We start from the raw sequence: 25,359 nt of genomic DNA on the forward strand, positions 1-25,359 counted from the left end.
TCTATCGCCGTGGATATCGTGGGCCGGGGCGATTTCATGACGAACGCCGAGCGCCGGGCATACTTGCCGGATGTCGAACCAGGCGCGGCCCCGGCGTACGCAGCCGGCCTCACCCATGCTGGCCGCGCTGCGCGACGGCACCCGGGAGCACCACCGCGCCCTGGAGCGCCAGTTGGACCTGCCCGGCCGGATCCGCACCCGAACGGACCTCGGTGCCGTCCTCGCCGCGATGCTCGCCTCCTGGGCGCCGCTGGAGCAGGCCCTCGCCGCGGCCGACTGGTCCGGGCTGCCGCTCGCCGCCCGGCTCGGCGAGGCCGCCGCGCTGCTCCGTGCCGACCTGGCCGCCCTCGGCGTCGACCCCGCCCGGCCGTCCGGCGGGTACGGGGTCCGCTTCGACACCACCGACCGCGCGGTGGGCGGCCGGTACGTGCTGCTCGGCAGCGCCCTGGGCGGCAGCGTCATCGCCCCCGCCGTGGAGCGCCGCCTCGACCTGACCGAGGGTGCGGCGACCCGGTTCTTCCGGCGTACCGGCCGGGCACCGGGCCGCGACTGGCGGGACTTCCGGCTCGCCCTGGCCGGTCGCGACTGGTCCCCGGCGGAACTGCGCGCGGCGGCCGAGGCCGCCCGGCAGACCTTCGCCTTCGTCGGTCGGGCCGCCGCGCCGATCCTCGGCGGCCGGGCCGACCGCGTCGCCTGACCCGGCCGCCGGCGCACCCGGCCGCCGTCGCTGGTCGGGGGGCAACCGGATCGAGGACAGTCCGGACGACGCATGGCCGACAGGACGGCACCGGCCCTCCCAGCGCATTGTTTATGCAGGTGGAGAGGCTGCGGATGGCGGGCCACATCCCATCCCTCCGGCCCGGCGCCACGCCGTCCAGGTCGGACGGCGCCAGCCACGTCAGGACAAGGACGTCACCCACCTCCGGCCGACACCCCGGACGCGCACCGCCGGGCGGCCGACCGGGCGCACCGGCGCACGCCGGGCGTACGAGCAAGGAAGGAGGGGGCGGAGATGGCCGCTCCCACCGTCACCGCCAGCCTGAACGCCTCGACCTACTCCCCGGGCGACCAGATGACCCTCACGGTCACCTACGCCGACCCGGACACGAAGACCCTCACCGTCACCGTCGTGGTGACCGACGCGCAGGGCAACAGCAGCGCGCCGGCCAGGGTCACCGCCGTCATCGACCCGCTCACCGTGACCGTCACCGACGATTCCGGCCGGACCTGGACGAAGGTCTCCGACACCGGTGCCGTGGCGGTGTACCGGGCGGTGGCGTGATGCCCCGGGTCACCGTCACGGTGCGGGACCGGGGTGGACACACCGCCACGGCAACCGCCGACTACACCGTCGCCCCGCCGGTCCTGGGCGGCTACTACCTGTCCGGCAACGCCGACCCGACGGCCGACCTGGCCGGCGGCAACTTCCGCTCGCTCACCCAGTACCGCAGCTTCGCCGACGGGTACGTCTTCCCCGGCTACCACAACACCTGGCTGCCGGTGCTCGGCCGCAACGGCGTCGCCATCACCATGGTGCTGGAGTTGAAGCACTACGGCGCGGCCGACACCGGGCCGCAGACCTTCACCGTGGACGGGGTCCGCTACACCGTCCCGGCCCCCGCGATGACCATTCAGCAGCGCCCGGGGACCACCTGGCCGAAGGCGTACGGGTACGGGCAGGTCCTCGCCGGCCTCTGCGACGGGCTCCTCGCCCGGGCCCTGTCCCAGTACCGCACCCTGGGCTTCCCGGTGAACATCCAGCTCGCCTCCGAGCTGGACACCGACCACGAGTTCGGCACCACCGAGTCCGGGGTGGCCTACAGCTGGGCCGATTCGGACACCCGCGCGGTGCAGGCGATGACCTACATCGTGAACTGGTTCAAGACGCGCGGGCTGCCCGCCGGCACCACCTTCTCGGTCGGGTCGGGCGGCTTCGACCGGGCCGCGTACCTGCGCACGCACCCGGAGGCGCTGATGGCCAGGCTCGACTTCCTCCAGTGGAACGTCTACGCCACCGACCCGGCCCACACCGCGCTGGGTCGGTTCCGCCGCACCAGGGACTGGGCGGTGGCCGACCTCGGCCCGGTCGCGCTCTCCCGCCCGGTGATCATCGCCGAGTGGGGGGTGCGGAAGGCGGAGTTCCCCGACCAGGGCGCCTGGATCGCCACCGTGCCGCCGGCCATCGCCCAGCTCAACGCCGAGCGGGGGCCCCGGATCGTGCGGACCAACTACTTCAACTCCGGCTGGGGCGCCTTCGTCCCCAAGGACGCCGGGCTGGCCGCGCTGCGGGCCGCGTACGCCACCCGGCCGTACGTGTGACCGGCCCGCCGGCGGGCGACCCGCCCGGTCGCCCGTCGGGAGGCCGGTCTCGGTCAGCCCTGACCGAACTCCGCGGTCAGCGCCCGCAGCGCCCGGGTCAGCTCCTTCGCCGTCGGCGCCGTCGCCGGGTCGACCAGCCACTGGGCCGCCACGCCGCCGAGCAGCGACTGGTGGAAGGCGCCGAGCGCGAGCGCGGTGGCCTCGTCGGCGCCCGGGTCGAGCCGGTGGAAGACCTCGGCGAGGCCGAGGCGGGCCTGCCGGGTGACGCCGGCGAACGCCTCGCGCAGCTCGGGTGACCGGTCCATCTGCGCGATCAGCTCGAACTGGATGGCCCAGAGCGGCCGCAGCCGGGCGAAGGACTCGATGATCCGCTCCCAGGCCGCCTCGAACCGCTGCTCCGGTGTCGCGTCCGGTCCGGCGTCGTGGGCCAGGGCGCGCTCCAGTTCCTCGCCCCATTCGGCCATCGCCGCGAAGAGCGCCTCGTTGAGCAGCGCCTTCGTGGTGCGGAAGTGGTAGCCGATGGCGGCCAGGCTGGTGCCGGCGGCGGTGGCGACGTCGCGGGCCGTGGTGGCCGTGTACCCCTTCTCCATCAGGCAGCGCTTGGCCCCGGCGAGCAGGTCCTCCCGATTTCCCATGCCGGGCAGCCTACCGGAGTCCTTGGACATCTGTCTTGCACAAACGTCTGACACGCTTGTACCGTGACGGCATGACCGATGTACTGATCTCCGGCGCCGGTGTCGCCGGCACCGCGCTCGCCTGGTGGCTGCGCCACCACGGCTTCCGGCCGACCGTCGTCGAGCGCGCCCCGGCGCTGCGGGACGGCGGCTACAAGGTGGACGTCCGAGGCGCGGCGCTGACCGTGCTGGACCGGATGGGACTGCGCGAGCAGGTGAGCCGGCGCGACACCGGGATGCGGCTGGCCCGGTTCGTCGCCGCCGACGGGCGCCAGCTGGCCACCATGGACGCGGCGCTCTTCGGCGGCCGGGAGGGGGACGACGTCGAGATCATGCGTGGCGACCTGGTCCGGATCCTGATGGCGGCGACCGGCGACGTGGACCACCGCTTCGCCGACTCGATCACCGCGCTGCGCCCCGCCGCCGACGGGGTCGAGGTCGACTTCGCGAGCGGGACGAGTCGCCGCTTCGACCTGGTGATCGGGGCCGATGGGCTGCACTCGACGGTGCGGCGGCTCGCCTTCGGCCCCGCGTCGGCGTACCTGCGGCCGCTCGGGCACCACATCGCCATCTGCACCGTGCCGGCGGGGCTCGGCGAGGAGCGGGTGGAGCTGATGCACCCGGCGCCGGGGCGGACGGTCGGCGTCTACCGGACCGCCGGCGCGCCGGACGCCCGGGCGCTCTTCCTCTTCCCGTCCCCGGCGGACGCGCCCGACCACCGGGACGTGGCCGGCCAGCGGGCCGCGCTGGCCCGGGCCTTCGCCGGGGCCGGGTGGCGGGTGCCGGAACTGCTCGCCGCGCTGCCGGACGCGCCCGACCTCTACCTCGACGCGATGAGCCAGGTCCGGATGGACCGCTGGTCGACCGGCCGGATCGCCCTGGTCGGGGACGCCGGGTACGCGGCGTCGCCCGCCTCCGGGCAGGGCACCAGCCTCGGCCTGGTCGGGGCGTACGTGCTGGCCGCCGCGCTGGCGGAGGCGGCCGGCGACCCGGTGGCCGGCTTCGCCGCGTACGAGCGCCGGATGCGGCCGTTCGTCGCCGCGAACCAACAGCTCGCCGAGCGGAACCTCAAGGGCATGGTGCTCGGCTCGGCGGCGCAGATCCGGTTCCAGACGCTGATGCTGCGGCTCATGCCCCGGCTGCCCGGTCGGGAGCGGATGATCCGCCGGGTCACCGAACCGATCCGGACGGCGGCCGCGGCCATCACCCTGCCGGACGTGCCGGCCCGTGCGGCCTGACCGCCGTCACCCCGGACCCGACCGACGGACGCGGCGCGACCGGTCCCGGCCGGACGTCATGGTGACCACGGCACGGCCGGGCGGCCGGCCCCGGCGGGTCGCGGCTGGTCGGCACTCGCGGGCCGACGCGGCGCTGGTCGTCCGGCGGGTCGCGGCTGGTCGGCACCCGCGGGCCGACGCGGCGGTGGTCGCCCGGCGTGTCGCGGGTCGTCGGCAGCCAGGTTGGAAGCGGCATGTCTCTGCGACATGAACATGTCGCAGAGACATGCCGGTCTCAAGCAGTGCCTCGGCTCTGAAGGAGTGCCTCGGCGGGAGGGGTGGCGGACGGCACCGCGCGCGGCGGTGCGGCCCGCATCAGGCGGACGGGCCCGAGATCCGTCAGGACTCCGGGGCGGCCAGGCGTTCGGCGTACGCGGCGCGCAGGTCCTCCCAGCCGAACTCCTTCGCCTCGCCGCCCCGGATCGGGCCGACCGGGTCGCCGTCGAGCAGGTGGCCGGCGACGTCGAGGCAGAGGTGCCAGCCGGCGGCCAGCATCGGGCCGAAATCCGGGTCGTCGATCCGGTGCCGCAGGGTGAGTCGGGTGCCGGCCGCGGTCGGGGTCAACTCCCAGCGCAGCAGCCCGTCGCCCCAGGTGTACTCGAGCAGCGACGGCCGGTCGGCGTGCCGCACCGTCGCCGGCTGCGGATGGGTCTGCTCGCCGTCGACGGTGCTGAGCGTGGCCTCGCCGGGCGTGCTCAGGTCACGGCTGGCCAGGAACGGGGCCCACTGGGCGAGCCGGTCCGGTTCGGTCAGCGCGGCCCAGACCTTCTCCGGCGGGTGTCGCAGGTCCCGGACGAACACCAGGTCCCACCGGTCGCCGGCCGGTACCCGGGCGACCTCGGCGAGCGGGCCGGGTCGGAAGCTGTCGCGGTCCATCGTCACTCCTGACTGTCGAGATGGCGCTCCAGGGCGTCGAGGTGCGCCGCCCACATCCGCCGGTACGGACCGAGCCACTCGTCCACGGCGCGCAGCGGGCGGGTGTCGATCCGGTAGATCCGCTGCTGGGCCGCGGTGCGGCAGGTGACGAAGCCGGCCTCGCGGAGCACCTTCAGGTGTTTGGAGACGGCCGGTTGGCTCATCCCCAGCGCGTCCACGAGATCGCCGACGCTGCTCTCCGAGCGGCGCAGCCGGTCGAGGATGCGGCGTCGGGTGGGCTCGGCCAGCACGGCGAACGCGTCGACGGACACCCTGTCAATATGCCTCGTCCGTCATATGCCTGTCAAGGAATACAAGCCGGAGTGGCTGCCCACGGCGCGCGCTCCCGCCGGTCTTCCTATGCTCGGGGCATGGAACTGCGGATCTTCACCGAGCCCCAGCAGGGTGCCAGCTACGACCAGTTGCTCGCCGTCGCGCGCCGCGCCGAGGAGACCGGGTTCGGGGCCTTCTTCCGCTCCGACCACTACCTCAAGATGGGCTCGGTGAGCGGGGAGCCGGGCCCGACGGACGCCTGGACCACCCTCGCCGGCCTGGCCCGGGACACCACCCGGATCCGGCTCGGCACCCTGATGACCGCCGCGACCTTCCGCCTCCCCGGACCGCTGGCCATCACGGTGGCGCAGGTCGACCAGATGAGCGGCGGCCGGGTCGAGCTGGGCATCGGCGCCGGCTGGTACGCCGAGGAGCACACCGCGTACGGCATCCCCTTCCCGTCGCTCGGCGAGCGCTTCGACCGGCTGGAGGAGCAGCTCGCGGTGATCAGCGGGCTCTGGGAGACCCCGGCCGGCGGCACCTTCGACTTCCCCGGCAAGTACTACCCGGTCAGCGACTCGCCCGCGCTGCCCAAGCCGGTGCAGCAGCCGCGCCCGCCGATCCTGCTCGGTGGCATGGGCCCGAAGCGCACGCCCTGGCTCGCGGCCCGCTACGCCGACGAGTTCAACCTGCCGTTCGTCTCGGTCCAGGACTCGGTGGCCCAGTTCCAGCGGGTGAAAGACGCCTGCGCCGCGATCGACCGGGACCCGGCCGGCATGGTCTGGTCCAACGCCCTCGTGCTGTGCTGCGGCCGGGACGAGGCCGAGGTGGCCCGCCGCGCCGCCGCGATCGGTCGGGAGCCGGCCGAGCTGCGCGAGAACGGCCTCGCCGGCACCCCCGCCGAGGTCGTCGACAAGCTCGGCCGGTACGCGGAGATCGGCAGCCGGCGGGTCTACCTCCAGGTGCTCGACCTGACCGACCTGGACCACCTGGACCTGGTCGCCGCCGAGGTGATGCCCCAGCTCTGAGCCGGCCGACCGGGGCAGCGAGGCTTGACTCCTTGCCGCATGATGCACCCGGACGATGCCGTCGACGACGGGGGTGAGGGCGTGGAGCTGCACCGGAGCCGGGGCAACCTGCCGCTGGCGATCATCTGCGTGGCGGCCGGGGTGATGGTGCTCGGCGTCGCCGTCGAGGGCTCGCTGCTGCGGATGCTGGTCGCCCTCGGCGTCGTGCTGATCGCCGGCCGGGTGCTGGTCGGCGCGCTGCGGCCGTTCCGCTTCGTGATCGGGCCGGAAGGGTTGGACGTGCGCCGGCCCGGCCTGCGCGGGACGTACCGGTGGGAGCAGTTCGAGGCGCTCGCCGTCGACGAGTCCGCGCGGCTGGTCGGGGTGCCGGCGGCGGGGTTCCCGCCGGGGGTGCGGATCACCGCGCGGCATCCGCGCGACCACCGTCCAGCCGTGGAACTGCTCGACCTCCACCAGGTGCGGGAGCAGCCCGACGAGGTGGTGGCGGCGCTGACCCGCTGGTCGGGCGGCCGCTTCACGGACGCGCGTACGCTGTCCGCCGGCGAGTTCGCGACAACGACGTTCGCGTTCACCCGTGGATTGCGCGGCTACGACATGCGCGAGGTGGACCGGCTCGTCGGGCGGGCCCAGGACGCGCTCGCCCACGGCGGTGACGCGGAGCGGCGGGCCGCCCGGGCGGAGATCGAGCAGGCCCGGGCCGCCGGCCTGGAGGTCGCCCTGCGCGGGTACGACAGCGCCCAGGTGGACGCGGCGCTCGACGCGCTCTGCGCCGCCCTGACCGACACCGACACACCGACCGATCGGACGACCCCCGCGTGACCGAGCCTGCCGCCACCACCCCCGCCCCGCCGCCCGTTGCCGGCCGCAACTGGGCGGGCAACGTCCACTACTCGGCCCGCGCCCGGCACCGGCCCACGACCCTGGACGAGGTGCGCCGGCTGGTGGCCCGCGCCGAGCGGGTCCGGGCGGTCGGCACCGGCCACTCGTTCAACCGGCTCGGCGACACCACCGGCGACCTGATCTCCCTGGCCGGGCTGCCGCCCACCGGTACGCTCGACCGGGACCGGGGCACCGTCACCGTCCCGGCCGGCCTGCGCTACGGCGACCTCGCCACCCGGCTGCACACCGACGGGTACGCGGTGGCCAACCTCGCGTCGCTGCCGCACATCTCGGTGGCCGGCGCGGTCGCCACCGCCACCCACGGCTCGGGCCGGGCCAACGGCAACCTGGCCACCGGCGTGGCCGGGCTGGAGCTGGTCACCGCCGACGGCGAGCTGCTCACCGTGGACCGCACCGATCCCCGCTTCGCCGGGATGGTGGTCAACCTGGGTGCGCTGGGCGTGGTCACCCGGCTCACCCTCGACGTGGTGCCCACCTTCGCCATCCGGCAGTACGTCCGGCTCGGCCTGCCCCGTCACGCCCTGGACGCCGCGCTCGACGGCGCGTACAGCGCGAGTGTCTTCACCGACTGGCGCTCGGACCGGCTCGACCAGGTGTGGCTCAAGCGGCACGCCGACGAGCCGGCGCCCCCAGCGGACTGGCTCGGCACCCGCGCCGCGGACGCGCCGGTCCACCCGGTGCCCGGCATGCCGCCGGAGAACTGCACCATCCAGCTCGGCGAGGCCGGGCCGTGGCACGAGCGGCTGCCGCACTTCCGGCTCGGGTTCACCCCGAGCAGCGGCGACGAACTCCAGTCCGAGTGGCACGTCGGCCGCGCCGACGCCGCCGCGGCGCTCGCCGCGCTGGAGCCGGCCGCCGGGCGGATCGCCGCCGTGCTGCAGATCTGCGAGATACGTACGATCGCCGCCGACGACCTGTGGCTCAGCCCCAACTACGAGCGGGACAGCGTCGCGCTGCACTTCACCTGGATCGGCGACCCGGCGGCGGTGGCGCCGGTGCTGACCGAGGTGGAGGAGCGGCTGGCGCCCTTCGCGCCGCGCCCGCACTGGGGCAAGCTCTTCGACCGCGACCCGGCCACCGGTTATCCCCGGTTCGACGACTTCCGCGCCCTGCTGCGCGAGTTCGACCCGGCCGGGAAGTTCCGCACCGACGAGTTGGACCGATACTTCGCCCGCGACTAGCGGCCGGCCCCGGCCGCCTGGTCGCGCAGGCTGCCGCGCTGCACCGCGCGGCTGATGTCGCTGGGCGAGACGATGCCGACCAGCCGCTGGTCGGTCACCACCAGGGCGCGACCGTCGGCGCACTCGCTGAGCCGGGGGAGCAGCTCGTTGAGCTGCTCGTCCGGGGAGGCGAGCACCAGCTCGTCGGCCCGGCAGGCCACCTCGGCCAGGGTGGTCGAGGCGCGGCGATCGGCCGGGATGCCGCGTACCCGGTCGAGGGTGACCAGGCCGACCGGCCGCCCCTGGTCGGTCAGCGGCAGCGCCGAGTGCCGGTACGCGAAGAGGTAGTGGTCGACGAAGTCAGCCACGGTCATGTCCCCGGAGGCGGTCTGCGGCTGCGGGGTCATCACGTCGGCGACGCGTACCCCGCGCAGGGCGCTGCCCATCCGGGCCTGCCGCTCCTCCATGCCGGCCGCGCCGATCAGGAACCAGCCGATCAGGGCGAGCCAGAGCCCGCCGATCCCCGCCCCGACCAGGAACCGCCACAGCCCGAAGGCGATCAGCACGATGCCGAGCACCCAGCCGGCGCGGGCGGCCACCACCGACGCCTTGGTCCGGTCCCCGGTGGCCTTCCACACCGCGGCCCGCAGCAGCCGCCCGCCGTCCAGCGGCGCGGCCGGCAGCACGTTGAAGATCGCCAGCAGCACGTTGATGCCGGCCAGCCAGGACAGCGCGCCGAGCAGCAGCCCGTGCACCCCGGCCACCGCGAGCAGCACGGCGACGGCCGCGAAGAAGAGCCCGATCAGCAGGCTCACCAGCGGCCCGACCCCGGCGATGCGCAGCTCGGCGCCCGGGTCCTTGGCCTCGCCCTTCAGCTCGGAGACCCCGCCGAACAGCCACAGCGTGATCCCCTCGACCTCGATCCCGTTGCGCTTGGCGATCACCGCGTGCGCCACCTCGTGGGCGAGCAGGCCGACGAAGAAGACCACCGCGGCGGCTAGCCCGGCCGCGCCGTACGCGAGGGCCGAGTGGCCGGGGTAGGAACGCGGGAACAGGCTGGCCGACAGCGCCCAGGCGATCAGCAGGAAGATGACCAGGACGCTCCAGTTGACCCCGACGGGTACGCCCGCGACCCGGCCAAGCCGGAAACTCGCCCTCATGGGTCTGTCATACCCGGCTATCCGTCCCCCATGCCAGGGCGGAAAGTCACGGGCGTGACCATCTGGGGACACCACATCAGTATGCAGTAGGTATGCTGAAAGTATGACGCGCCGCATCACCATCAGCCTGCCCGACGACGTGGCCGCGTACGTCGAGCGCACGCAGGGCAACACGTCCGGTTTCATCGCCGGAATCCTTCGCCGGAAGATGCGCGCCGACAGTCTCCGGGCGAGGTGGGCGCAGCTTGGTTATCTGGTCACCGACCAGGACGTGGAGCGGACGCGGGCTCGCTTGGCCGCCCAGCCGCCGATCAGCGACGAGCAGCACGCGCGGAACCTGGAGTGGCTGAGCCGGTTCGACGACGAGGGGACCGCTGGCGCATGAACGGCCTTGTCCTCGACACCTCTGCCCTGCTCGCGTACGCATCGGGCACAAGTGTCGAGCCCGGTGCCATCCTGACCCTGGCCGAGGAGGATCCCGACCAGCAGGTGTGGATCCCGGCGCTCTGCCTCGGCCAGGCGCAGCTCGAACTGGCCGGCACTCCAGCGGCCGCCATGCTTGATCTTCTCTTCACGGCAGACCGGGACATCCAGGTCGCGGTCTATGACGCGGCGACCAGTCGGCGGGTGGCTAGGATCGCGGCCACGTTCTCCGTGCCGCTGGACGTCGCACACGCGGTCGCTACCGCGGTCCTCTATCGCTGCTACCTGGTCACCGGGGACCGAAAGGTGGTCGAGGCGGCGGCACCGCCCGGTTTGGAAATCCTCGACATCAGCGAAACCTGGGCTCGGGGATAGTGGCGAGGTGGCGACAGGCATCGATGAGGATCCGTACCTCTGGCTGGAAGATCTTGATGGTGCGGACGCTGCCGGATGGGTGCGGGACCGCAACGCGGAAACCGTCGCCGCGCTGACCGGGGGCGAGCGGTTCGCCGCCCTGCGGGACGAGATCCGGCAGGTGCTCGACGCCGAGGACCGCATTCCCTACCCGGGCTGGCGCGGGGACCGCTACTACTACAACTTCTGGCAGGACGCCGCGCATCCCCGTGGGCTCTGGCGCCGGACCACCGTTGACCAGTACCGGCGGCGCGAGCCGGAGTGGGACGTGCTGCTCGACGTCGACGCGTTGGCCGCCGACGAGGGGGAGAACTGGGTCTGGAGCGACGTGACGGTGCTGCGGCCCGACTACCGGCGCTGCCTGGTCAGCCTGTCCCGGGGCGGTGCGGACGCGGTGGTGGTGCGCGAGTTCGACCTGGTTCGCCGGGCCTTCGTCGAGGACGGCTTCACCCTTCCCGAGGGCAAGAGCGGGGTCTGCTGGATCGACGCTGATCACATCTACGTGGCCACCGACTTCGGGCCCGGTTCGCTGACCACGTCGGGGTATGCGCGGATCGCCAAACGATGGCGGCGGGGCACCCCGCTGTCCGAGGCCGAGGTCGTCTGCGAGGGCCGCGCGGACGACCTCGTCGTGTACGCCTCGCACGACCGGACGCCCGGCTACGAGCGCGACTTCGTGGGCCGCATCCTGGACTTCTACCGCAGTGAGCACCACCTGCTGACCGAGGCGGGCGAGCGGATCCGGATCGCCGTGCCGGAGGACGCCCAGTGGGACGTGCACCGGGAGTGGCTGGTGATCCGTTTGCGCTCACCATGGGCGGTGGGTGATGCGACCTATCCCGCGGGCGCCCTGCTGGCGACCCGCTTCGACGCCTTCCTCGCCGGTGTGCGGGAGCTGGTGGTGCTCTTCCGGCCGGAGGCGCGCACGGCGTTCAACGGTTACGCCTGGACCCGGAACCATCTGATCCTGGCCACCCTCGCCGACGTGCGGAGCCGGCTGGAGGTGCTGACGCCGGGCGAGACGGGCTGGCGGCGGGAGCCGCTCGCTGGGGTGCCGGCGGATGAGCACAGCTCGATCGTGGAAACGGACCCGGACCTCGGGGATGACTTCCTGCTCGCCTCGGAAGGGTTCCTCCAACCGGCGACGCTGCGGCTCGGGCGGGTCGGCGGTGCCGTCGAGATTCTCAAGCGGGAGCCCGCGTTCTTCGACGCGGGCGGCCTGACGGTACGCCAGTTCTTCGCCACCTCGGCCGACGGCACGCGGGTGCCGTACTTCGTGGTGGGAAACCCCGACGGGCCCGGCGGCCCGGCGCTGCTCACCGGCTACGGCGGATATGAGGTATCCATGACACCGGGCTACGACGGGGTCGTCGGCCGGGGTTGGCTGGCCCGGGGCGGAACGTACGTCATGGCGAACATCCGCGGCGGTGGGGAGTACGGGCCCGAGTGGCACCGCGCGGCGATGCGGGAGAACCGGCCCCGGGCGTACGAGGACTTCGCCGCGGTGGCGGCCGACCTGGTCGAGCGGGGGATCACCACGCCGGCGCGGCTCGGCATCGAGGGTGGCAGCAACGGTGGGCTGCTGATGGGGGCGATGCTGACCCGCTACCCGGCGTCCTTCGGCGCCGTCGTCGCGCACGTGCCGGTGCTGGACATGCGGCGCTATCACCGGCTGCTGGCCGGCGCCTCGTGGATGGCCGAGTACGGCGACCCGGACCGGGAGGCGGACTGGGCCTACCTGCGGGAATACTCGCCGTACCACAACATCCGCAGCGAGCTCGCGTACCCGCCGGTGCTGCTCGTCACCTCCACCCGCGACGATCGGGTGCATCCGGGGCACGCCCGCAAGATGGCGGCCCGGCTGCGTGAGCACGGCCACGACGTGTCCTACTACGAGAACGTCGAGGGCGGGCACGGCGCCGCCGCCAACAACGAGCAGCGCGCGTTCATCTCGGCGCTGACGCTGGAGTTCCTCTGGCGGAAGCTGACCGAGCCGCCGCGCGCCGCCCCACCACGCCAGGGGTCGCCGGACGACGCGGACGAGCGGGCCGCCCGCAAAATCCACCGGTCGAGCTGAAGGCGCTCCAGGCGCAGGGCAAGACCCTGCTCAACGGTCTACGCCGGCAGCTCGCGGAGCGCCGGGCTTGCGCGCGAGGCCGAACTGGCGAGCTCAGCTCCGACCGCTCCGCGCCAGGCGCGGGGTGGGTATGGACGGGCGAGCATCACGCCTCGGTCGAACCTAGTGATCGAGCTTCCTTCGTTTGACGCTCTGGACAAAGCGTGACCACGCCTTTGGTTCGAAGGCGAGGACCGTACCTTCGCGGTCCTTGCTGTCCCGCACGCCGACCTTGCCCGCCAGATTGTCGGCAACCTCGATGCAGTCGCCGGAGCCGTTGCTGCGGGTGCTCTTGCGCCAGGTCACCGGGGCCTGGTTGACCTCTTCCACCCGCGCCGTCCTCTCAAAGCTGGTCGATCGCCCCCTGGATCAGGTCGCGCGACTTCCGGGCACTGGCCGCCGTGGCGACCAGGTGCTCGAAGACGCGGCTGTACTCCCTGACCTGTTGGCCTTCGAGATAGAGGCTACCCGCGCGGGTTTCGACATAGACGACCCCCGGATCGGCTGGCTCCGGGAAGGACAGCACGCTGAAGGCACTGCCCATTGACCCGTACTCGCCTGCGCCGAAGGTCAGGATCTGGATCGTGCGGCCAGGCCGCTCTGCCTCTTCGGCCAGCCGCCGCAACTGCGCCTTGAACGCCTCGGCTCCACCGACCGGTCTCCGCAGGGTCGCCTCGTCCAGCACCACCCAGAGCTTTGGGGGAGTGGCGGAGTTCTGGCGGCGCATCCGCAGCTCAACCCGCCGGTCTACCTCTTCGCTGGGCGCGTCTGGATGCTCAGCGCGGATGACCGCGCGGGCATAGTCGGCCGTTTGCAGAAGACCCGGCACCAGTTGCGGCTGGAAGGCGCGGATCTCCGCCGCCTCCGCTTCCAGTCCGACGTAGACCTCGAACCAGTCCGGCAGTACGTCGTCGTACGCCTGCCACCAGCCGCGCTTGCGGGCGTCCCGGGCGACCTGGACGAGCGCATCAACCTCGTCGCCCTCGACGCCGTACAGCTCAAGGAGCCCGCGGGCGACCGGCGGCATGACGGAGACCTGGGCATTTTCGATGCGGCTCAGCGCCGACTTCGAGATGCCTACCTCCTTGGCGGCCTGGTCTGCGGTCATACCGGTCTGCTCGCGGAGGCGCCGCAGCGCGGCGGCCAGGCGTCGACGTCGGACGGTCGGACTTCCAGTCATGGCTGTCAGTGTCGCCGAACCGGACTGACTTCGCAACGACACGCTCCCTAATCGGGAGTTGCGCAAAGGGTCTGATCCGTCGCACGATGAGTGAGGCTACGGATCGCCTGAGTTACACGGTGCGCTCGGGTTCCGGGCTGTTCGACGGGCCCTGCTGGCGTACTGCTGATCTCAGGCTGCGGTGGCAGGTGCCGGGGTGGGTCCGCCGGTGCGCGGCGGGCCGACGGGCCCGCCCTTCCACGGTTCGATCTCGACGGTGAGAGGCAGGTCCTGTCATGCGCGTGTTTCTCCGGCGTGCCCGGCGTCGCCAGCGGTCGGTCCTCGGGTCGACCTGCTACCGCTCGGCCGCCTACCATCCGCTGCGCCCGTGGCAGGTGCGTGAGCGGCGGTTCCGGCCCACCCCGCTCGGCCGGCGCGGGCTCGACCCGGGGGAGGTGCGGGAATTCCTCGACCGGGTCGCCGGTGACCTGGCCGCCGTCTACGACGCGCTCGCCGAGAGCCGCCGGGAGACCGACCGGATCAAGACCGCGCTGCACCGCTGGCAGTCCGAGCAGGCCCGGGCCCGCCTGGAGCGGAGCGCGGGCCGGTGAGCGAACGTTGGGTCATCCACCTGCCGGTGGTCGTCAGCGACCTGGCCTCCGCGCAGCGGCTCGCCCGGGTGGTGGCGCACTGGACCCACGTCCTGCCGCAGACCGAACCCGGCGGCACGACCGTCTCCCCGGAGGACGAGCAGAACGTCCGCCACTGGGCCTTCTGCGACCGGCTGCTGCCCGGCGGGCAGCGTTGCCTGCTCCGCCCCGACCATGACGGCGAATGCTCCCGCCGGTTCCGGTTGCGGTGAGCGCCGGCCTGTCCGCCCGGCAGGCCGACCCGGTCGAAGCGGCCCTGCCGCCCCGCCTGGCCGCTCAGCGACGGCGGGGGGCCTCGCTGACCACGGTGGGGGAGTACTCGTTGGCCGCCTCGACCGCCCATTCGAGCGCGAAGTCGGCCTCCTCCTCCCAGCCCGGCTCGCCGCCGACGAAGTGCGACCGGCCGGGGAACTCCCGGTAGCTGGTGATCGCGTTGGAGCCCCGGTAGAGGTTGGCGTTGCTGGACACCACCGACGGGGGCACCACGTGGTCCTCGCCGCCGGCGGTCAGCAGCAGCGGGGCCCGATCCTCCCGCTTGGTGTCCACCTTCGTGGCCGCGTCCGGGTTCAGGTTGGCGAACGCCGCCTCGAACAGGACGTGACCCGCGCCGGGTACGGCGTACCGCTCCCAGGCGGCGTCCGACTCCTCCTGGCTGATCGTGTTGCCGAAGGAGTACCGGAACTCCTCGCGGGTGAACGGCACCGCGCGATGGCGGTTGGCCGGGTTGTGCAGGATCGAGTACGAGGAGCGCAACGTGGCGAGCGGCAGCTTCACCACGCCCTTGATCTGGGCGGGGTGGATGGCGACCCCGGCGGCGCCGAGCCCCCGGTCGACCAGCAGTTGGGTGATCAGCCCGCCGAACGAGTGCCCCATGATGATCGGCGGCCGGGGCAGGTCCCGGATGATCGCCGCGTAGTGGTCGACGATGTTGCTGATCCGCTGGTCGGCGATCGGGCTCGGGTCCGCCCGGAGCTGTTCGACCTCCCGGTCCATGCCGGGCCAGGCCGGGGTGAGCACCCGGAAGCCGCGCGCCGCGTACCGGTCGACCCACTTCTCCCAGCTGCGCGAGGTCATCCAGAGTCCGTGGATCAGCACGATCGTGTCGACCCGTCCCGTCGGTACCCCCATGGCCGTTCCCCCGTTCGGTCGCCCTCGGACGAGTGCGTCGGTTACCCGGCCCGGTCGCGCTCACTCCCGGCGGGCACGTGCCCGGCGACGCCCTGGATCAGCAGGTCGAGCCCGAACTCGAAGCGGACGTCGCCGTCGCCGTTCATCAGCTCGTCCAGGTGCTCCTGAAGATGCGGGTAGCTGCCCGGCGGCAGGCTCCGGTAGTAGTCGGTGAGCTGCGTCCGCAGCCGGGCCCACCAGGTCTGCGGGTCCTGGCCGGAGGCGCGGACCTTTTCCGCGTACAGGGCGCCCTCGTAGGCGTCCCCGGCGATGTAGAGGAAGAGCCGGTCCAGGAACCAGGCCGCCGGCTGCGCCGGCACGCCACCGGCCCGCAGGATGGCGAGCAGGCCGTCGGTGACCCGCAGCGCGTTCGGCCCGCTGGGGATGGTGGCCAGCGAGGCGAGCGCCAGCTCGGTGTGCGTGGCGTAGACCCGGTACGCCTGCCGCGCCACGTCCCGGACCTGCTCCCGCCAGTGGTCCGGGTCCGGCTCCGGGACGGTGATCTCCGCGCTGGCCCGGTCGACGAGCAGTTCGAGCAGCTCCTCCCGGCCGGAGACGTGGGCGTACAGGGAGGCCGGGCCGGTGCCCAGTTCCTGGGCGACCCGGCGCATGCTCAGCCCGCCCAGCCCCTCCCGGCTGATCACGGCGAGGGCGGCGTCGACCACCGCCTGCTGGCTGAGCGCCTGTCGGGGCGCGCGGCCGCGGGGCCGGGTACGCCAGGGCGGGGCGGGCTGTTCGCTCACGGACGACCTCCGGATCGGGGACTCGAACATTGTACTTGCCGCGAACGCCGTTCGTTGATAGAACAGTGTTCGTCAACGAACAGTGTTCGCTATCCGATCGGGGGATGTCATGACCACCGAACTCACCGCACCGGCACCGCCGGGCGCCGGGACGGAACCGGAGGGCCACCCCTGGCGCTGGTTCGCCCTGGCGGTGATCCTCGCCGCCGAGGTGATGGACCTGCTCGACGTGCTGGTCACCAACCTCGCCGGCCCGGCCATCCGGGCCGACCTCGGCGGCTCGCCCACCGTGATCCAGTGGATCGGCGCCGGCTACACCCTGGCCATGGCCGTCGGCCTGGTCACCGGCGGCCGTCTCGGCGACCTGTACGGCCGGCGCCGGATGTTCCTGATCGGGGTCCTCGGCTTCACCGCCGCCTCGGCCCTCTGCGCGCTCGCCGGCAGCCCCGGCACGCTGATCGCCGCCCGGGTGGCCCAGGGCCTGTTCGGGGCGGTGCTGCTCCCGCAGGGCCTCGGACTGATCAAGGAGATGTTCCCACCGAAGCAGCTCGCCGCCGCGTTCGGCGCGTTCGGCCCGGTGATGGGGATCTCCGCCGTCGGCGGCCCGATCCTGGCCGGCTGGCTGATCGACGCCGACCTCGCCGGCACCGGCTGGCGCGCCATCTTCCTGATCAACGTCCCGCTCGGCCTGCTCGCCGCCGTCGGCGCGGCGCGCTTCCTGCCCGAGTCCCGCGCCACCCACGCCAGCCGCCTCGACCTGCCCGGCGTCGGGCTCGTCTCGCTCGGCGCCCTGCTCCTGGTGTACCCGCTGGTGCAGGGGCGGGAGCACGACTGGCCCGGCTGGGCCTTCGCCATGCTGGCCGGGGCCGCCGTGGTCTTCGCGGTCTTCGCCGGCTACGAGCTGCGCCGGCAGCGCGCCGGGCGGGACCCGCTGGTGGTGCCCACCCTGTTCCGGCGCCGCGCGTTCACCGGCGGGCTCGTCGCCGGCTTGGCCTTCTTCACCGCGCTCGCCGGTTTCTCGCTGGTGTTCAGCCTCTACCTCCAGCTCGGGCTCGGCTGGTCGCCGCTGCGTACCGGCCTGGCCGGGGTGCCGCAGGCGCTCGGCATGGTGGTCGCCTTCGTCATCGCCGGGGCGGGACTCGCCCAACGGCTCGGCCGGCGGCTCATCCACCTCGGGCTCGTGGTGGTGCTGGCCGGGGTCGCCGGGATGCTGCTCACCCTGCACCTGGCCGGCGACCACGTCACCCCGTGGCGGATGACCCCGGCGCTGCTCGCGGTCGGCTTCGGCATGGGCCTGGTGATGGCGCCGTTCTTCGACATCGTGCTCTCCGGGGTGGAGGAGGGGGAGACCGGCTCCGCCTCCGGCACGCTGACCGCCGTCCAGCAGCTCGGCGGGGCGCTCGGGGTCGCCCTGCTCGGCACCGTCTTCTTCGACGCGCTCGGGCACGGGGTCACGCACGCCGTGCGGCTCACCCTCGTCGCGGAGCTGGGCCTGCTGGTGGTCACGCTCCTCGGCGCGTTCCTGCTGCCGCGCCGGGCAAGGGAAGGGGTCGGCGGCGGGCACTGACGGCACCCGCCCGGGCGGCGCGGCCGCCCCGCCCGGGCGGGCCTGACAAATGTCATGGTCCGAAGGTGACGGTCGTGCCGGGGAACCGGACGCCCGGGGCCGGACCATCATTGTCATGACCGACACCGCACCGGCCGTCGAACTGGCCGGACTCACCAAGACCTTCGGCCCGGTGACCGCCGTCGACGGACTCAGCCTCCGGATCTCCCCGGGCGAGGTGGTGGCCTTCCTCGGCCCCAACGGCGCCGGCAAGACCACCACGGTGGACATGCTTCTCGGCCTGGCCCGCCCGGACGCCGGCGCCGTCCGGCTCTTCGGCGGCACCCCGGCCGAGGCCGTCCGGCTCGGCCGGGTCGCCGCCGTGATGCAGACCGGCGGGTTGCTCAAGGACCTCACCGTCGCCGAGACGGTACGGATGACCGCGCACTTCTACGGCCACACCCGCCCGGTGTCCGAGGTGCTGGAGCGCGCGGGCATCGCCGACATCGCCGACCGGCCGGTGGGCAAGTGCTCCGGCGGCCAGCAGCAGCGGCTGCGGTTCGCCCTGGCGCTGCTGCCGGACCCGGACCTGATGGTGCTGGACGAGCCGACCACCGGGATGGACGTCGAGGGCCGGCGCGACTTCTGGCAGGCGATCCGGGCCGACGCCCGGTCCGGCCGGACCGTCCTCTTCGCCACCCACTACCTGGACGAGGCCGACGCGTACGCGGACCGGATCGTGCTGGTCCGCCAGGGCCGGGTGGTCGCCGACGGGACCACCGCCGAGATCAAGAACCTGGCCGCCGGCCGGCTCGTCCGGGCCACCCTGCCCGGCGCCGACCAGGCCGCGCTGGCCGCGCTTCCCGGCGTGCAGGCGGTCGAGGTACGCGGCGACGCGATCCTCGTGCACACCGAGGACTCCGACCTCGTCGCCCGGCACCTGCTCACCCGGACCGCCGCCCGGGACCTGGAGATCACCTCGCGCAACCTCGAGGACGCGTTCCTCGCCCTGACCACCTCCGCCGCCTGACCGCCGATTCTCTGACACCGGAGCCCGAGATGACCGTCACCACCTCGCCCGCCACCACCTCGACCCGGGCCGGGGACCGCCGGCCGCCCGCCCTGGGCGGGTTCTCGCCGGCCGTACTCGGCATCGAGATCCGCCGGGTGCTGCGCAACCGCCGCACCCTGGTCTTCATCCTGATCATGCCGGCGGTTTTCTTCCTGCTCTTCGGGCTGCCGCAGCGCGGCCAGAACCTGGACAACGGCCTGCCGGTCACCGGCTGGATCATGATCAGCCTGGCCGTCTACGCGGCGATGGTCGCCACCACCAGCGCCGGGGCGGCGGTCGCCACCGAACGGGCGCTGGGCTGGAGCCGGCAGCTGCGGCTCACCCCGCTGCGCCCGGCCGCGTACGTGGCCACCAAGGTGGCCACCGCGATGGTGCTCGGCCTGCTCGGCGTGCTGGTCGAGTTCGCCGTCGGCGCCGCCTCCGGGGTCAAGCTGCCGGTGCACGTCTGGATCGAGTCCGGGCTGACCGCGTGGATCGGCTCGCTGGTGTTCGCCGCCTTCGGCCTCTTCGTCGGCTACCTCGCCCCGGCCGAGAACGTCATGCAGTTCATGGGCCCGGTGCTGGCGATCCTGGCCATGCTGGGTGGCCTGTTCTTCCCGCTCGACATGCTGCCGCACGTGATGCAGCAGATCGCCAAGTTCACCCCCGTGTACGGCGTCGGCCAGCTCGCCCGGTCCCCGCTGACCGGGGACGGGCTGGACTGGGTGGCCGTCGGCAACGTCGCCGCCTGGACCGCCTTCTTCGGCCTCGGCGCGGCCCGACTGTTCCGCCGCGACACCAGCCGGGTCTGACCGGCGGGCGGTGGAGGTTAGCGTGTTCACCGTGGCCCTGCCGGCGGAACGCGCGCAGCAGCCGGTGACCCATTGGCGGTTCACCGGCTGGCTGCTCGCCGCCGTCTGGCTGTTCTTCCTCAACATCCCGCTGCTCACCGCGCTGCACCAGGCCGAGGTCTGGCGACGGGTCCTCGGCGCGACCACGCTTGTCGTCTTCGGCTTCTGCTACGTGTGGGTCTTCCAGTGGGCCCGGGCCCACCGGCTCGCCCACCGGGCCATCCCGCTCGGCCCGGCCTGGGTGGCCCTGGCGCTGCTGGTCGGGCTCGGGCTGGCCGGTATTCCGGGCACCGGGGGCGATTGGCTGACCACCCTGGTCTTCGTCGCCGCGGCGGCGGTGTTCCTGCTGCCGAACCGGCAGGCCCTGGTCGTGGTGGCGCTGGCGGCGCTGACCCCGCCGGTGGCCGCCGCGCTGGTGCCCGGATGGGAGGCGGAGGGCACCGTGGTCTTCGCGGTGCTGCTCGCCTCGTTCGCCATGTTCGGGGTGACCCGGCTGACCCAGCGCAACGCCGAACTCCAGGCCGCCCAGCAGGAGATCCGCCGGCTGGCGGTGGCCGAGGAGCGGGCCCGGACCGCCCGGGACCTGCACGACATCCTCGGGCACTCGCTCACCGTGGTGGCGGTCAAGGCCGAGCTGGCCGGGCGGCTGCTGGAGCTGGACCCGGCCCGCGCGGCCACCGAGATCGCCGACGTGGAGCGGCTGGCCCGGCAGGCGCTCGCCGACGTGCGCGGCACCGTCGGGGCGTACCGGGGGGTGAAACTGGCGACGGAGCTGGCCGGGGCCCGCTCGGCGCTGGCCGCCGCGGGCATCGCCGCGGAGCTGCCGGAGACAGTGCCGTCGCTGCCGGCGGAGCGGGACGAGCTGTTCGGCTGGACGGTCCGCGAGGGCGTGACCAACGTGGTCCGGCACAGCGGGGCGCGGCGGTGCGAGATCCGGGTCGGCCCGGCGACGGTCGAGGTCCGCGACGACGGCCGAGGGCCGGCCGGCGAGCCGGGCGCCGCGGGGCACGGCCTGGTCGGGCTGCGCGAGCGGGCCCGGCGGCTGGACGCCACCGTCACCGTCGGCCGCCGTCCCGACGGCCGGGGCTTCCAGCTCCGGGTGGCCCTGCCGGCGGCGGCCGGCGAGCGGGACGGAGGATGACCCGGTGACCGAACCGATCCGGCTGCTGCTCGCCGACGACCAGGCCCTGGTCCGGGGGGCGCTCGCCGCGCTGCTGTCGCTGGAGCCGGACCTGACCGTGGTCGCCGAGGTGGGCCGCGGCGACGAGGTGGTCCCCGAGGCGCTCCGCACCCGGCCGGACGTGGCCCTGCTCGACGTGGAGATGCCCGGCCTGGACGGGATCGCCGCCACCGGGGCGCTGCGGGCCGCGCTGCCGGACTGCCGGGTGCTGGTGGTGACCACCTTCGGCCGCCCCGGCTTCCTGCGCCGGGCGATGGAGGCCGGCGCGAACGGCTTCGTGGTCAAGGACACCCCGGCCCGGCAGCTCGCCGACGCGGTCCGCCGGGTGCACGCCGGCCTGCGGGTCGTCGACCCGACCCTGGCGGCGGAGACCCTGGCCACCGGGGCGAGCCCGCTGACCGAGCGGGAGACGGAGGTGCTGCGTACCGCCCGGGGCGGCGGGACGGTCGCCGAGCTGGCCGCCACGCTGCACCTGTCCGAGGGGACGGTCCGCAACCATCTCTCCGCGGCGATCGGCAAGACGGGCGCCCGCAACCGGGCCGACGCCGTCCGGGTTGCCGAGGAGAACGGCTGGCTGCTGGGCGGCTGAGGTGAAAGGAGGGGCCCCTTTTTAACAGACGTCTGTTAAAAAGGGGCCCCTCCTTTCAATCCACCACGACGACGGCGGTCCCGGGGCGTACCTCGGCGAGGAGTTGGCGCTGGCCGCTGCGGGTCAGCCGGATGCAGCCGTTGGTGACGTTCTCGCCGAGGGTGTCGTCGTTGTGCCAGCTGTGCAGGCCGATGTGCGCGCCGCGCAGGCCGGTGGGCACCGCGTCCGGGTCGTCGGGGATCGCGCCGAGGGCGAAGATGTCCACCCCGCCGTAGACCTCCTGCGGCGGGGGCGTCCGGCCCAGGATGAAGGTGCGGCCGAGCGGGGTGGACTGCCCCGTCATGCCGAGGCTGACCTGCCAGGAATGGACGGCCCGACCGTCCCGGTACCAGGTGAGCCGGTGCGGCCGGCGTTCCACCACGAGCTGGTCGCGCAGCGTGACCGTGTCCCATCCGCCGGCCGGCAGCCAGGCGATCCGGCGGTTCGCCGACGGCAGCAGCACGGCGGTCCAGCCGACCCGCCGGTCGACGATCGGCATGGTCAGCGGGACGTCGCTGATGGTCGGGGCGAGGAAGGCCCGCGGCCGGCCGCCCGGCGCGTCGTACGCGGCGATGGTGCGTTTCGGCGCGAGTCCCTCGGTGACCGGCCGGGTGTCGGCCGCGCCCGGGTCGGCGGGGAAGCCGCCGGGGGCCGGGTCGTAGGTGACCACCGGCAGGTCGTCGGGCGCGGGGGCGGCGGGCGGCACCGATTCGGTCGGTGTCGGGCTCGGATCGGCCGTCGCCGGCGTGCGGGGCGCGGCGGCCACCGGCGCCGGCGCCGGGCTGACGGTGAGCGCCCGCCCGACCAGCAGCGCGGCCGCCAGCAGCAGCGGTACGCCGAACGCGGCGAGCAGCCAGCCGAGGGTCCACCGTGAAATCAATCGGTCAAACAGCACAAAAGGACTGTAAACGACCGGAAGCCCCGCACTCCGCCGTATCGCGGGGTACGGGGCTCCTGGTCGCGCGAGCGGTCGGATCGGGCCGGCGCGCGTGGGCCGTCGGGTGCGGCCCGGCTCAGGACAGCTTCGCGCCGATGTGGATGGCCACCGCGTCGTGCGCGTTGATGTTCGCCGCGAACCAGCCGGCGGAGTCCACGGTGATCACCGGCCCGCTGCACGAGCCGTTGCTCCAGTCGCCGTGGATGACGTCGCAGTACCGCCCGGCGGGCAGGCCGGTGTAGTACGAGCGGCCGGTGATCGCGAAGTCCTCGTCGTTGATGGTCAGGTAGCCCTTGCCGGCCCGGCTGAAGGCGATGTGCTGGTATCCGTTGTCGTACCAGTTGGCGACCGCCGCGCCCTGGGTGGCGTTGTTGAAGCCGACCATGTTGGCGATGACGCGCCAGCGGTGCTCGCACTCCCAGCCCGAGTAGCAGGTGGTGTTCAGCGTCTTGTTGTTGGCGTCCGAGGGCGGGCCCTGGTCCTTGTTGCTGAACGTGAAGCTCGACATCACCGCCGGGGTGCCGTACGGCCAGGCCAGCATGAAGGCGTTCGCCAGGGCGTACTCGCCGCGGTCCCGGTAGGTGAGCACGCCGCCGTCGCGCTGGGTGTCGTGGTTGTCGGTGAAGACCACCGCCTTGCTGCTCGACAGGTAGCCCCAGGCCTCGCCGAAGTTCTTCAGGTACGCCAGCCGCTCGCTGTTGAACATCCGGGCCAGGTCCTTGCCGTACCGGAACTCGTGCACGTCGCCGTTGCCGGTGTACTCGGTCGGCTGGATCGGCTCCCCGGCGCCGTAGATGACCTCCTGCACCAGGTACGCCGAGCGGGAGAGCTTGCCCTTGATGGCGGCGATGTCGGCGGCCGGCATGTGCTTGCTGGCGTCCAGCCGGAACCCGTCCACGCCGAGCGACAGCAGGTCATTCATGTACGTGGCGAGCCGGGTGCGGACGTAGTCGGTCTCGGTGGCCAGGTCGGCGAGGTTCACCAGCTCGCAGTTCTGCACCTCGTACCGGTCGCCGTAGTTGACGATGTCGTCGTTGCCGTTGCGGCCACAGTGGTGGAAGTCCTGCGACCCGTAGGTGCCCGGGTAGCTGTAGTGGCCGTACGTCGTGCCGGCCCAGCCGGTGCCGCCGTTGTCCTGCCCGGACATGTGGTTGACCACGGTGTCGACGAGGACCTTCACCCCGGCGTTGTGGCAGGTGTTGACCATCGCCTGGAACTCGGCGCGGGTGCCCTTGCGGGACTCGATCCGGTAGCTGACCGGCTGGTAGGCGACCCACCACGGGTTGCCCTTGACGTGCTCCTGGGGCGGCGAGACCTGCACGAAGCCGTAGCCCTTCGGGCCGAGCGTGGCGGTGCACTCGCTGGCCACCGACTTCCAGTTCCATTCGAAGAGCTGGACGATGACCCTCTTGCTGCCGGGGGTGGTCGCGGCGGCCGGGGGTGCCGCCACGGTGGTGGGGACGAGCAGGCCGGCGGCCAGGCCGACGGCGAGAGCTGCCGCGCTTCGGCGTCGATGCATCGGGACTCCTGCGGTGCGGGGGACGGGGACGTGGGGGAGGCGCGGTGCCGGCTTCTTGCAGGACCGGCTGAAATTTTCGGCAAGGTTACAAGCGCGTTGCAATTCCTGTCAACGGATGGAAATGCGTCGTTGCGATCGGCGCCAGATGCGGCTACACGCGCGCCGGGGGCGGCCGGTTCGACGGACCGGCAGAGAAATTCGCCACCGGACTCATCCGCTCGCGACGTCCGTCCGTACTGGAGGGGGAGCAGGCGCTGCGAGAGATCGAGGAGCAGATGGCCCGGGCACAGCAGAACGAGAAGGCCGCGACCGTCCGCACCACCAGCACCAGCCGAGGTGCCCGGACCATGTCGAAACCCGCGATGGCCGCGCTCGGCGGGTCCGTGCTGGCCCTCGCCTGGGCCGGCCTCGAACTGGCCGGCGCGGGCACCACCATGTACGCGTACGGATTCTTCTTCACCGAGTTCTTCGCCGGGGTGGTCGCCCTGGTCTCGCTCAGCCTCACCGTGATGCTGGGGCTGCTCGCCACCGACCGGCTGGTGCTGCTCATCCGGCACCGGGTGCTGCTCCAGTCGGCGCACCGGGCCACCGGGATCCTCGGCGTGGCCGGGCTGGTCTTCCACGTCATCACCAAGATCGCCATCGGCCGGGCCGCCCCGACCGACGCGGTCGTGCCGTTCATCGGCGGCACCGGCCTCTACGTCGGGCTGGGCACCGTCGCCGCCTTCCTCATGGTGAGCGTGCTCTGGACCGGGCTGATCCGGGTCCGCTTCGCCGGGGTCGGTCCCAAGTGGTTCTGGCGCGCGCTGCACTCGATGGCGTACGTCTCCTGGCCGTTCGCGCTGATTCACGGGCTCAACGCCGGCCGCGCCGCGAAGACCTGGGTGGTGCTCAGCTACCTCGCCTGCGTGCTGCTGGTGGTGGTGGCGCTGCTGGTCCGCTTCTCCGTCTACGTCGGCCGGCGCAGCCGGGAGCAGCACCAGGCCGCCGCGCTCAACAAGGCGATGACCGGCCGGGAGGAGAGCCCGGGCCTGCTCGCCGGGCTGACCCGCCGGCGTGCCGGCAGGGAGGAGAAGGAGAGCCGCGCCCGGGGCCGCGAGTCGAGCTGGGCGGAGACCACCGCCACCTGGACCGCGCCGGCCGGCACCGCCCGGCGGCGGGACCCGGAGCGGTTCGCCGTACCGGTGGTGCCGGAGCCCGGGTCGCTGCGCGAGCCGGTCCGGGTCGCCGCCGACCGCCGCCGGCGCGCCGAGGAACCGGTCTCCGGCG

At 73.3% G+C, this 25,359-nt stretch carries 28 protein-coding genes; 18 read left to right on the forward strand and 10 right to left on the reverse strand.

Going from position 1 to position 25,359, the window contains the following annotated elements; genetic code table 11:
• Positions 1-70 precede the first annotated feature (70 nt).
• The 3 genes from EFE23_RS17540 (at position 71) to EFE23_RS17550 (ending at position 2,319) form a co-directional block, all read left to right on the forward strand.
• Positions 71-697, forward strand: a complete 627-nt coding sequence (locus tag EFE23_RS17540; RefSeq protein WP_123242019.1) for a biliverdin-producing heme oxygenase — start codon at positions 71-73, stop codon at positions 695-697.
• A gap of 315 nt (positions 698-1,012) precedes the next feature.
• Positions 1,013-1,282, forward strand: a complete 270-nt coding sequence (locus EFE23_RS17545; RefSeq protein WP_123242020.1) for a hypothetical protein — start codon at positions 1,013-1,015, stop codon at positions 1,280-1,282.
• The gene (locus EFE23_RS17550; RefSeq protein WP_123242021.1) at positions 1,282-2,319 is read left to right on the forward strand and encodes a hypothetical protein; all 1,038 of its coding nucleotides are present in this window, start codon (positions 1,282-1,284) and stop codon (positions 2,317-2,319) included. The genes EFE23_RS17545 and EFE23_RS17550 overlap by 1 nt, the downstream gene beginning before the upstream one ends.
• A gap of 53 nt (positions 2,320-2,372) precedes the next feature.
• On the opposite strand, the gene EFE23_RS17555 is transcribed toward EFE23_RS17550, so the two are convergent.
• Complete coding sequence (locus EFE23_RS17555; protein WP_123242022.1) at positions 2,373-2,954, reverse strand: TetR/AcrR family transcriptional regulator; 582 nt, start codon at positions 2,952-2,954, stop codon at positions 2,373-2,375.
• Between the two features lie 71 nt (positions 2,955-3,025).
• On the opposite strand from EFE23_RS17555, the gene EFE23_RS17560 reads away from it, so the two are divergent.
• Positions 3,026-4,231, forward strand: coding sequence for an FAD-dependent monooxygenase (locus EFE23_RS17560; protein WP_123242023.1), 1,206 nt, complete (start codon positions 3,026-3,028; stop codon positions 4,229-4,231).
• 378 nt (positions 4,232-4,609) lie between these two features.
• Here the strand turns inward: EFE23_RS17560 and EFE23_RS17565 are convergent, their stop codons facing one another.
• Entirely contained in the window at positions 4,610-5,146 is a 537-nt protein-coding gene (locus EFE23_RS17565) for an SRPBCC family protein (RefSeq protein WP_123242025.1), read from the reverse strand.
• 2 nt (positions 5,147-5,148) lie between these two features.
• Entirely contained in the window at positions 5,149-5,457 is a 309-nt protein-coding gene (locus tag EFE23_RS17570; protein WP_123242026.1) for an ArsR/SmtB family transcription factor, read from the reverse strand.
• 99 nt (positions 5,458-5,556) lie between these two features.
• On the opposite strand from EFE23_RS17570, the gene EFE23_RS17575 reads away from it, so the two are divergent.
• The 3 genes from EFE23_RS17575 to EFE23_RS17585 are packed head-to-tail and all read left to right on the forward strand — an operon-like array spanning position 5,557 to position 8,567.
• Positions 5,557-6,486 (forward strand): LLM class F420-dependent oxidoreductase, encoded by a 930-nt coding sequence (locus EFE23_RS17575; RefSeq protein WP_123242027.1) that lies wholly within the window; start codon positions 5,557-5,559, stop codon positions 6,484-6,486.
• 39 nt (positions 6,487-6,525) lie between these two features.
• Complete coding sequence (locus EFE23_RS17580) at positions 6,526-7,305, forward strand: hypothetical protein (RefSeq protein WP_123242028.1); 780 nt, start codon at positions 6,526-6,528, stop codon at positions 7,303-7,305.
• Positions 7,302-8,567 carry an FAD-binding protein gene (locus tag EFE23_RS17585; protein ID WP_123242029.1) on the forward strand — a complete coding sequence of 422 codons (1,266 nt, stop codon included), beginning with the start codon at positions 7,302-7,304 and terminating at the stop codon, positions 8,565-8,567. The genes EFE23_RS17580 and EFE23_RS17585 overlap by 4 nt, the downstream gene beginning before the upstream one ends.
• Here the strand turns inward: EFE23_RS17585 and EFE23_RS17590 are convergent.
• Entirely contained in the window at positions 8,564-9,706 is a 1,143-nt protein-coding gene (locus EFE23_RS17590) for a site-2 protease family protein (RefSeq protein ID WP_123242030.1), read from the reverse strand. The two genes, EFE23_RS17585 and EFE23_RS17590, sit on opposite strands and share 4 nt — an antisense overlap.
• 103 nt (positions 9,707-9,809) lie before the next feature.
• On the opposite strand from EFE23_RS17590, the gene EFE23_RS17595 reads away from it, so the two are divergent.
• Genes EFE23_RS17595 through EFE23_RS17600 form a run of 3 tightly spaced genes read left to right on the forward strand, consistent with a single transcriptional unit; the run spans position 9,810 to position 12,620 of the window.
• Positions 9,810-10,091, forward strand: a complete 282-nt coding sequence (locus tag EFE23_RS17595) for a hypothetical protein (protein ID WP_123242031.1) — start codon at positions 9,810-9,812, stop codon at positions 10,089-10,091.
• A complete protein-coding gene (locus EFE23_RS28985) occupies positions 10,088-10,504 on the forward strand; it encodes a type II toxin-antitoxin system VapC family toxin (protein WP_233601039.1) in 417 nt (138 codons plus the stop codon). Before EFE23_RS17595 ends, EFE23_RS28985 begins: the two co-directional genes overlap by 4 nt.
• Positions 10,505-10,511: 7 nt before the next feature.
• Positions 10,512-12,620, forward strand: coding sequence for a prolyl oligopeptidase family serine peptidase (locus EFE23_RS17600; protein WP_233601040.1), 2,109 nt, complete (start codon positions 10,512-10,514; stop codon positions 12,618-12,620).
• Positions 12,621-12,782: 162 nt separating this feature from the next.
• On the opposite strand, the gene EFE23_RS17605 is transcribed toward EFE23_RS17600, so the two are convergent.
• Both EFE23_RS17605 and EFE23_RS17610 read right to left on the reverse strand, forming a co-directional pair.
• Positions 12,783-12,989: a DUF397 domain-containing protein gene (locus tag EFE23_RS17605; protein ID WP_123242033.1), complete on the reverse strand. Its 207-nt coding sequence runs from the start codon at positions 12,987-12,989 to the stop codon at positions 12,783-12,785.
• 13 nt (positions 12,990-13,002) lie between these two features.
• The gene (locus tag EFE23_RS17610; RefSeq protein ID WP_123242034.1) at positions 13,003-13,839 is read right to left on the reverse strand and encodes a helix-turn-helix domain-containing protein; all 837 of its coding nucleotides are present in this window, start codon (positions 13,837-13,839) and stop codon (positions 13,003-13,005) included.
• Between the two features lie 275 nt (positions 13,840-14,114).
• Between EFE23_RS17610 and EFE23_RS17615 the strand changes: the two genes are divergently transcribed.
• Together EFE23_RS17615 and EFE23_RS17620 are read left to right on the forward strand one after the other, a co-directional pair.
• The gene (locus EFE23_RS17615) at positions 14,115-14,429 is read left to right on the forward strand and encodes a DivIVA domain-containing protein (RefSeq protein WP_123242035.1); all 315 of its coding nucleotides are present in this window, start codon (positions 14,115-14,117) and stop codon (positions 14,427-14,429) included.
• Positions 14,426-14,680 (forward strand): hypothetical protein, encoded by a 255-nt coding sequence (locus EFE23_RS17620; RefSeq protein ID WP_123242036.1) that lies wholly within the window; start codon positions 14,426-14,428, stop codon positions 14,678-14,680. The genes EFE23_RS17615 and EFE23_RS17620 overlap by 4 nt, the downstream gene beginning before the upstream one ends.
• 64 nt (positions 14,681-14,744) lie before the next feature.
• On the opposite strand, the gene EFE23_RS17625 is transcribed toward EFE23_RS17620, so the two are convergent.
• Positions 14,745-15,596 carry an alpha/beta hydrolase gene (locus tag EFE23_RS17625; protein WP_123242037.1) on the reverse strand — a complete coding sequence of 284 codons (852 nt, stop codon included), beginning with the start codon at positions 15,594-15,596 and terminating at the stop codon, positions 14,745-14,747.
• Positions 15,597-15,637: 41 nt separating this feature from the next.
• Positions 15,638-16,378 (reverse strand): TetR/AcrR family transcriptional regulator, encoded by a 741-nt coding sequence (locus tag EFE23_RS17630; RefSeq protein ID WP_123242044.1) that lies wholly within the window; start codon positions 16,376-16,378, stop codon positions 15,638-15,640.
• Positions 16,379-16,487: 109 nt separating this feature from the next.
• Between EFE23_RS17630 and EFE23_RS17635 the strand changes: the two genes are divergently transcribed.
• The 5 genes from EFE23_RS17635 to EFE23_RS17655 all read left to right on the forward strand — a co-directional run bounded on the left by EFE23_RS17635 (position 16,488) and on the right by EFE23_RS17655 (position 21,595).
• Complete coding sequence (locus tag EFE23_RS17635) at positions 16,488-17,945, forward strand: DHA2 family efflux MFS transporter permease subunit (RefSeq protein WP_123242038.1); 1,458 nt, start codon at positions 16,488-16,490, stop codon at positions 17,943-17,945.
• Between the two features lie 115 nt (positions 17,946-18,060).
• Positions 18,061-18,954, forward strand: a complete 894-nt coding sequence (locus EFE23_RS17640) for an ABC transporter ATP-binding protein (RefSeq protein ID WP_123242039.1) — start codon at positions 18,061-18,063, stop codon at positions 18,952-18,954.
• Between the two features lie 29 nt (positions 18,955-18,983).
• Positions 18,984-19,787: an ABC transporter permease gene (locus tag EFE23_RS17645; protein ID WP_123242040.1), complete on the forward strand. Its 804-nt coding sequence runs from the start codon at positions 18,984-18,986 to the stop codon at positions 19,785-19,787.
• A gap of 22 nt (positions 19,788-19,809) precedes the next feature.
• Positions 19,810-20,967: a sensor histidine kinase gene (locus EFE23_RS28550; RefSeq protein ID WP_199737119.1), complete on the forward strand. Its 1,158-nt coding sequence runs from the start codon at positions 19,810-19,812 to the stop codon at positions 20,965-20,967.
• A gap of 4 nt (positions 20,968-20,971) precedes the next feature.
• Positions 20,972-21,595, forward strand: a complete 624-nt coding sequence (locus EFE23_RS17655) for a response regulator transcription factor (protein WP_123242041.1) — start codon at positions 20,972-20,974, stop codon at positions 21,593-21,595.
• Positions 21,596-21,650: 55 nt separating this feature from the next.
• Here the strand turns inward: EFE23_RS17655 and EFE23_RS17660 are convergent, their stop codons facing one another.
• Both EFE23_RS17660 and EFE23_RS17665 read right to left on the reverse strand, forming a co-directional pair.
• The gene (locus EFE23_RS17660; RefSeq protein WP_123242042.1) at positions 21,651-22,529 is read right to left on the reverse strand and encodes a L,D-transpeptidase; all 879 of its coding nucleotides are present in this window, start codon (positions 22,527-22,529) and stop codon (positions 21,651-21,653) included.
• Between the two features lie 118 nt (positions 22,530-22,647).
• A complete protein-coding gene (locus tag EFE23_RS17665; RefSeq protein WP_123242043.1) occupies positions 22,648-24,090 on the reverse strand; it encodes an alpha-amylase in 1,443 nt (480 codons plus the stop codon).
• Positions 24,091-24,365: 275 nt separating this feature from the next.
• On the opposite strand from EFE23_RS17665, the gene EFE23_RS17670 reads away from it, so the two are divergent.
• A partial coding sequence (locus EFE23_RS17670) for a ferric reductase-like transmembrane domain-containing protein (RefSeq protein ID WP_305034574.1) occupies positions 24,366-25,359 on the forward strand: 994 nt, incomplete at its 3' end.

Source organism: Micromonospora solifontis (genome assembly GCF_003725545.1).
In the GTDB taxonomy this organism is placed as follows: Bacteria; Actinomycetota; Actinomycetes; order Mycobacteriales; family Micromonosporaceae; genus Micromonospora; species Micromonospora solifontis.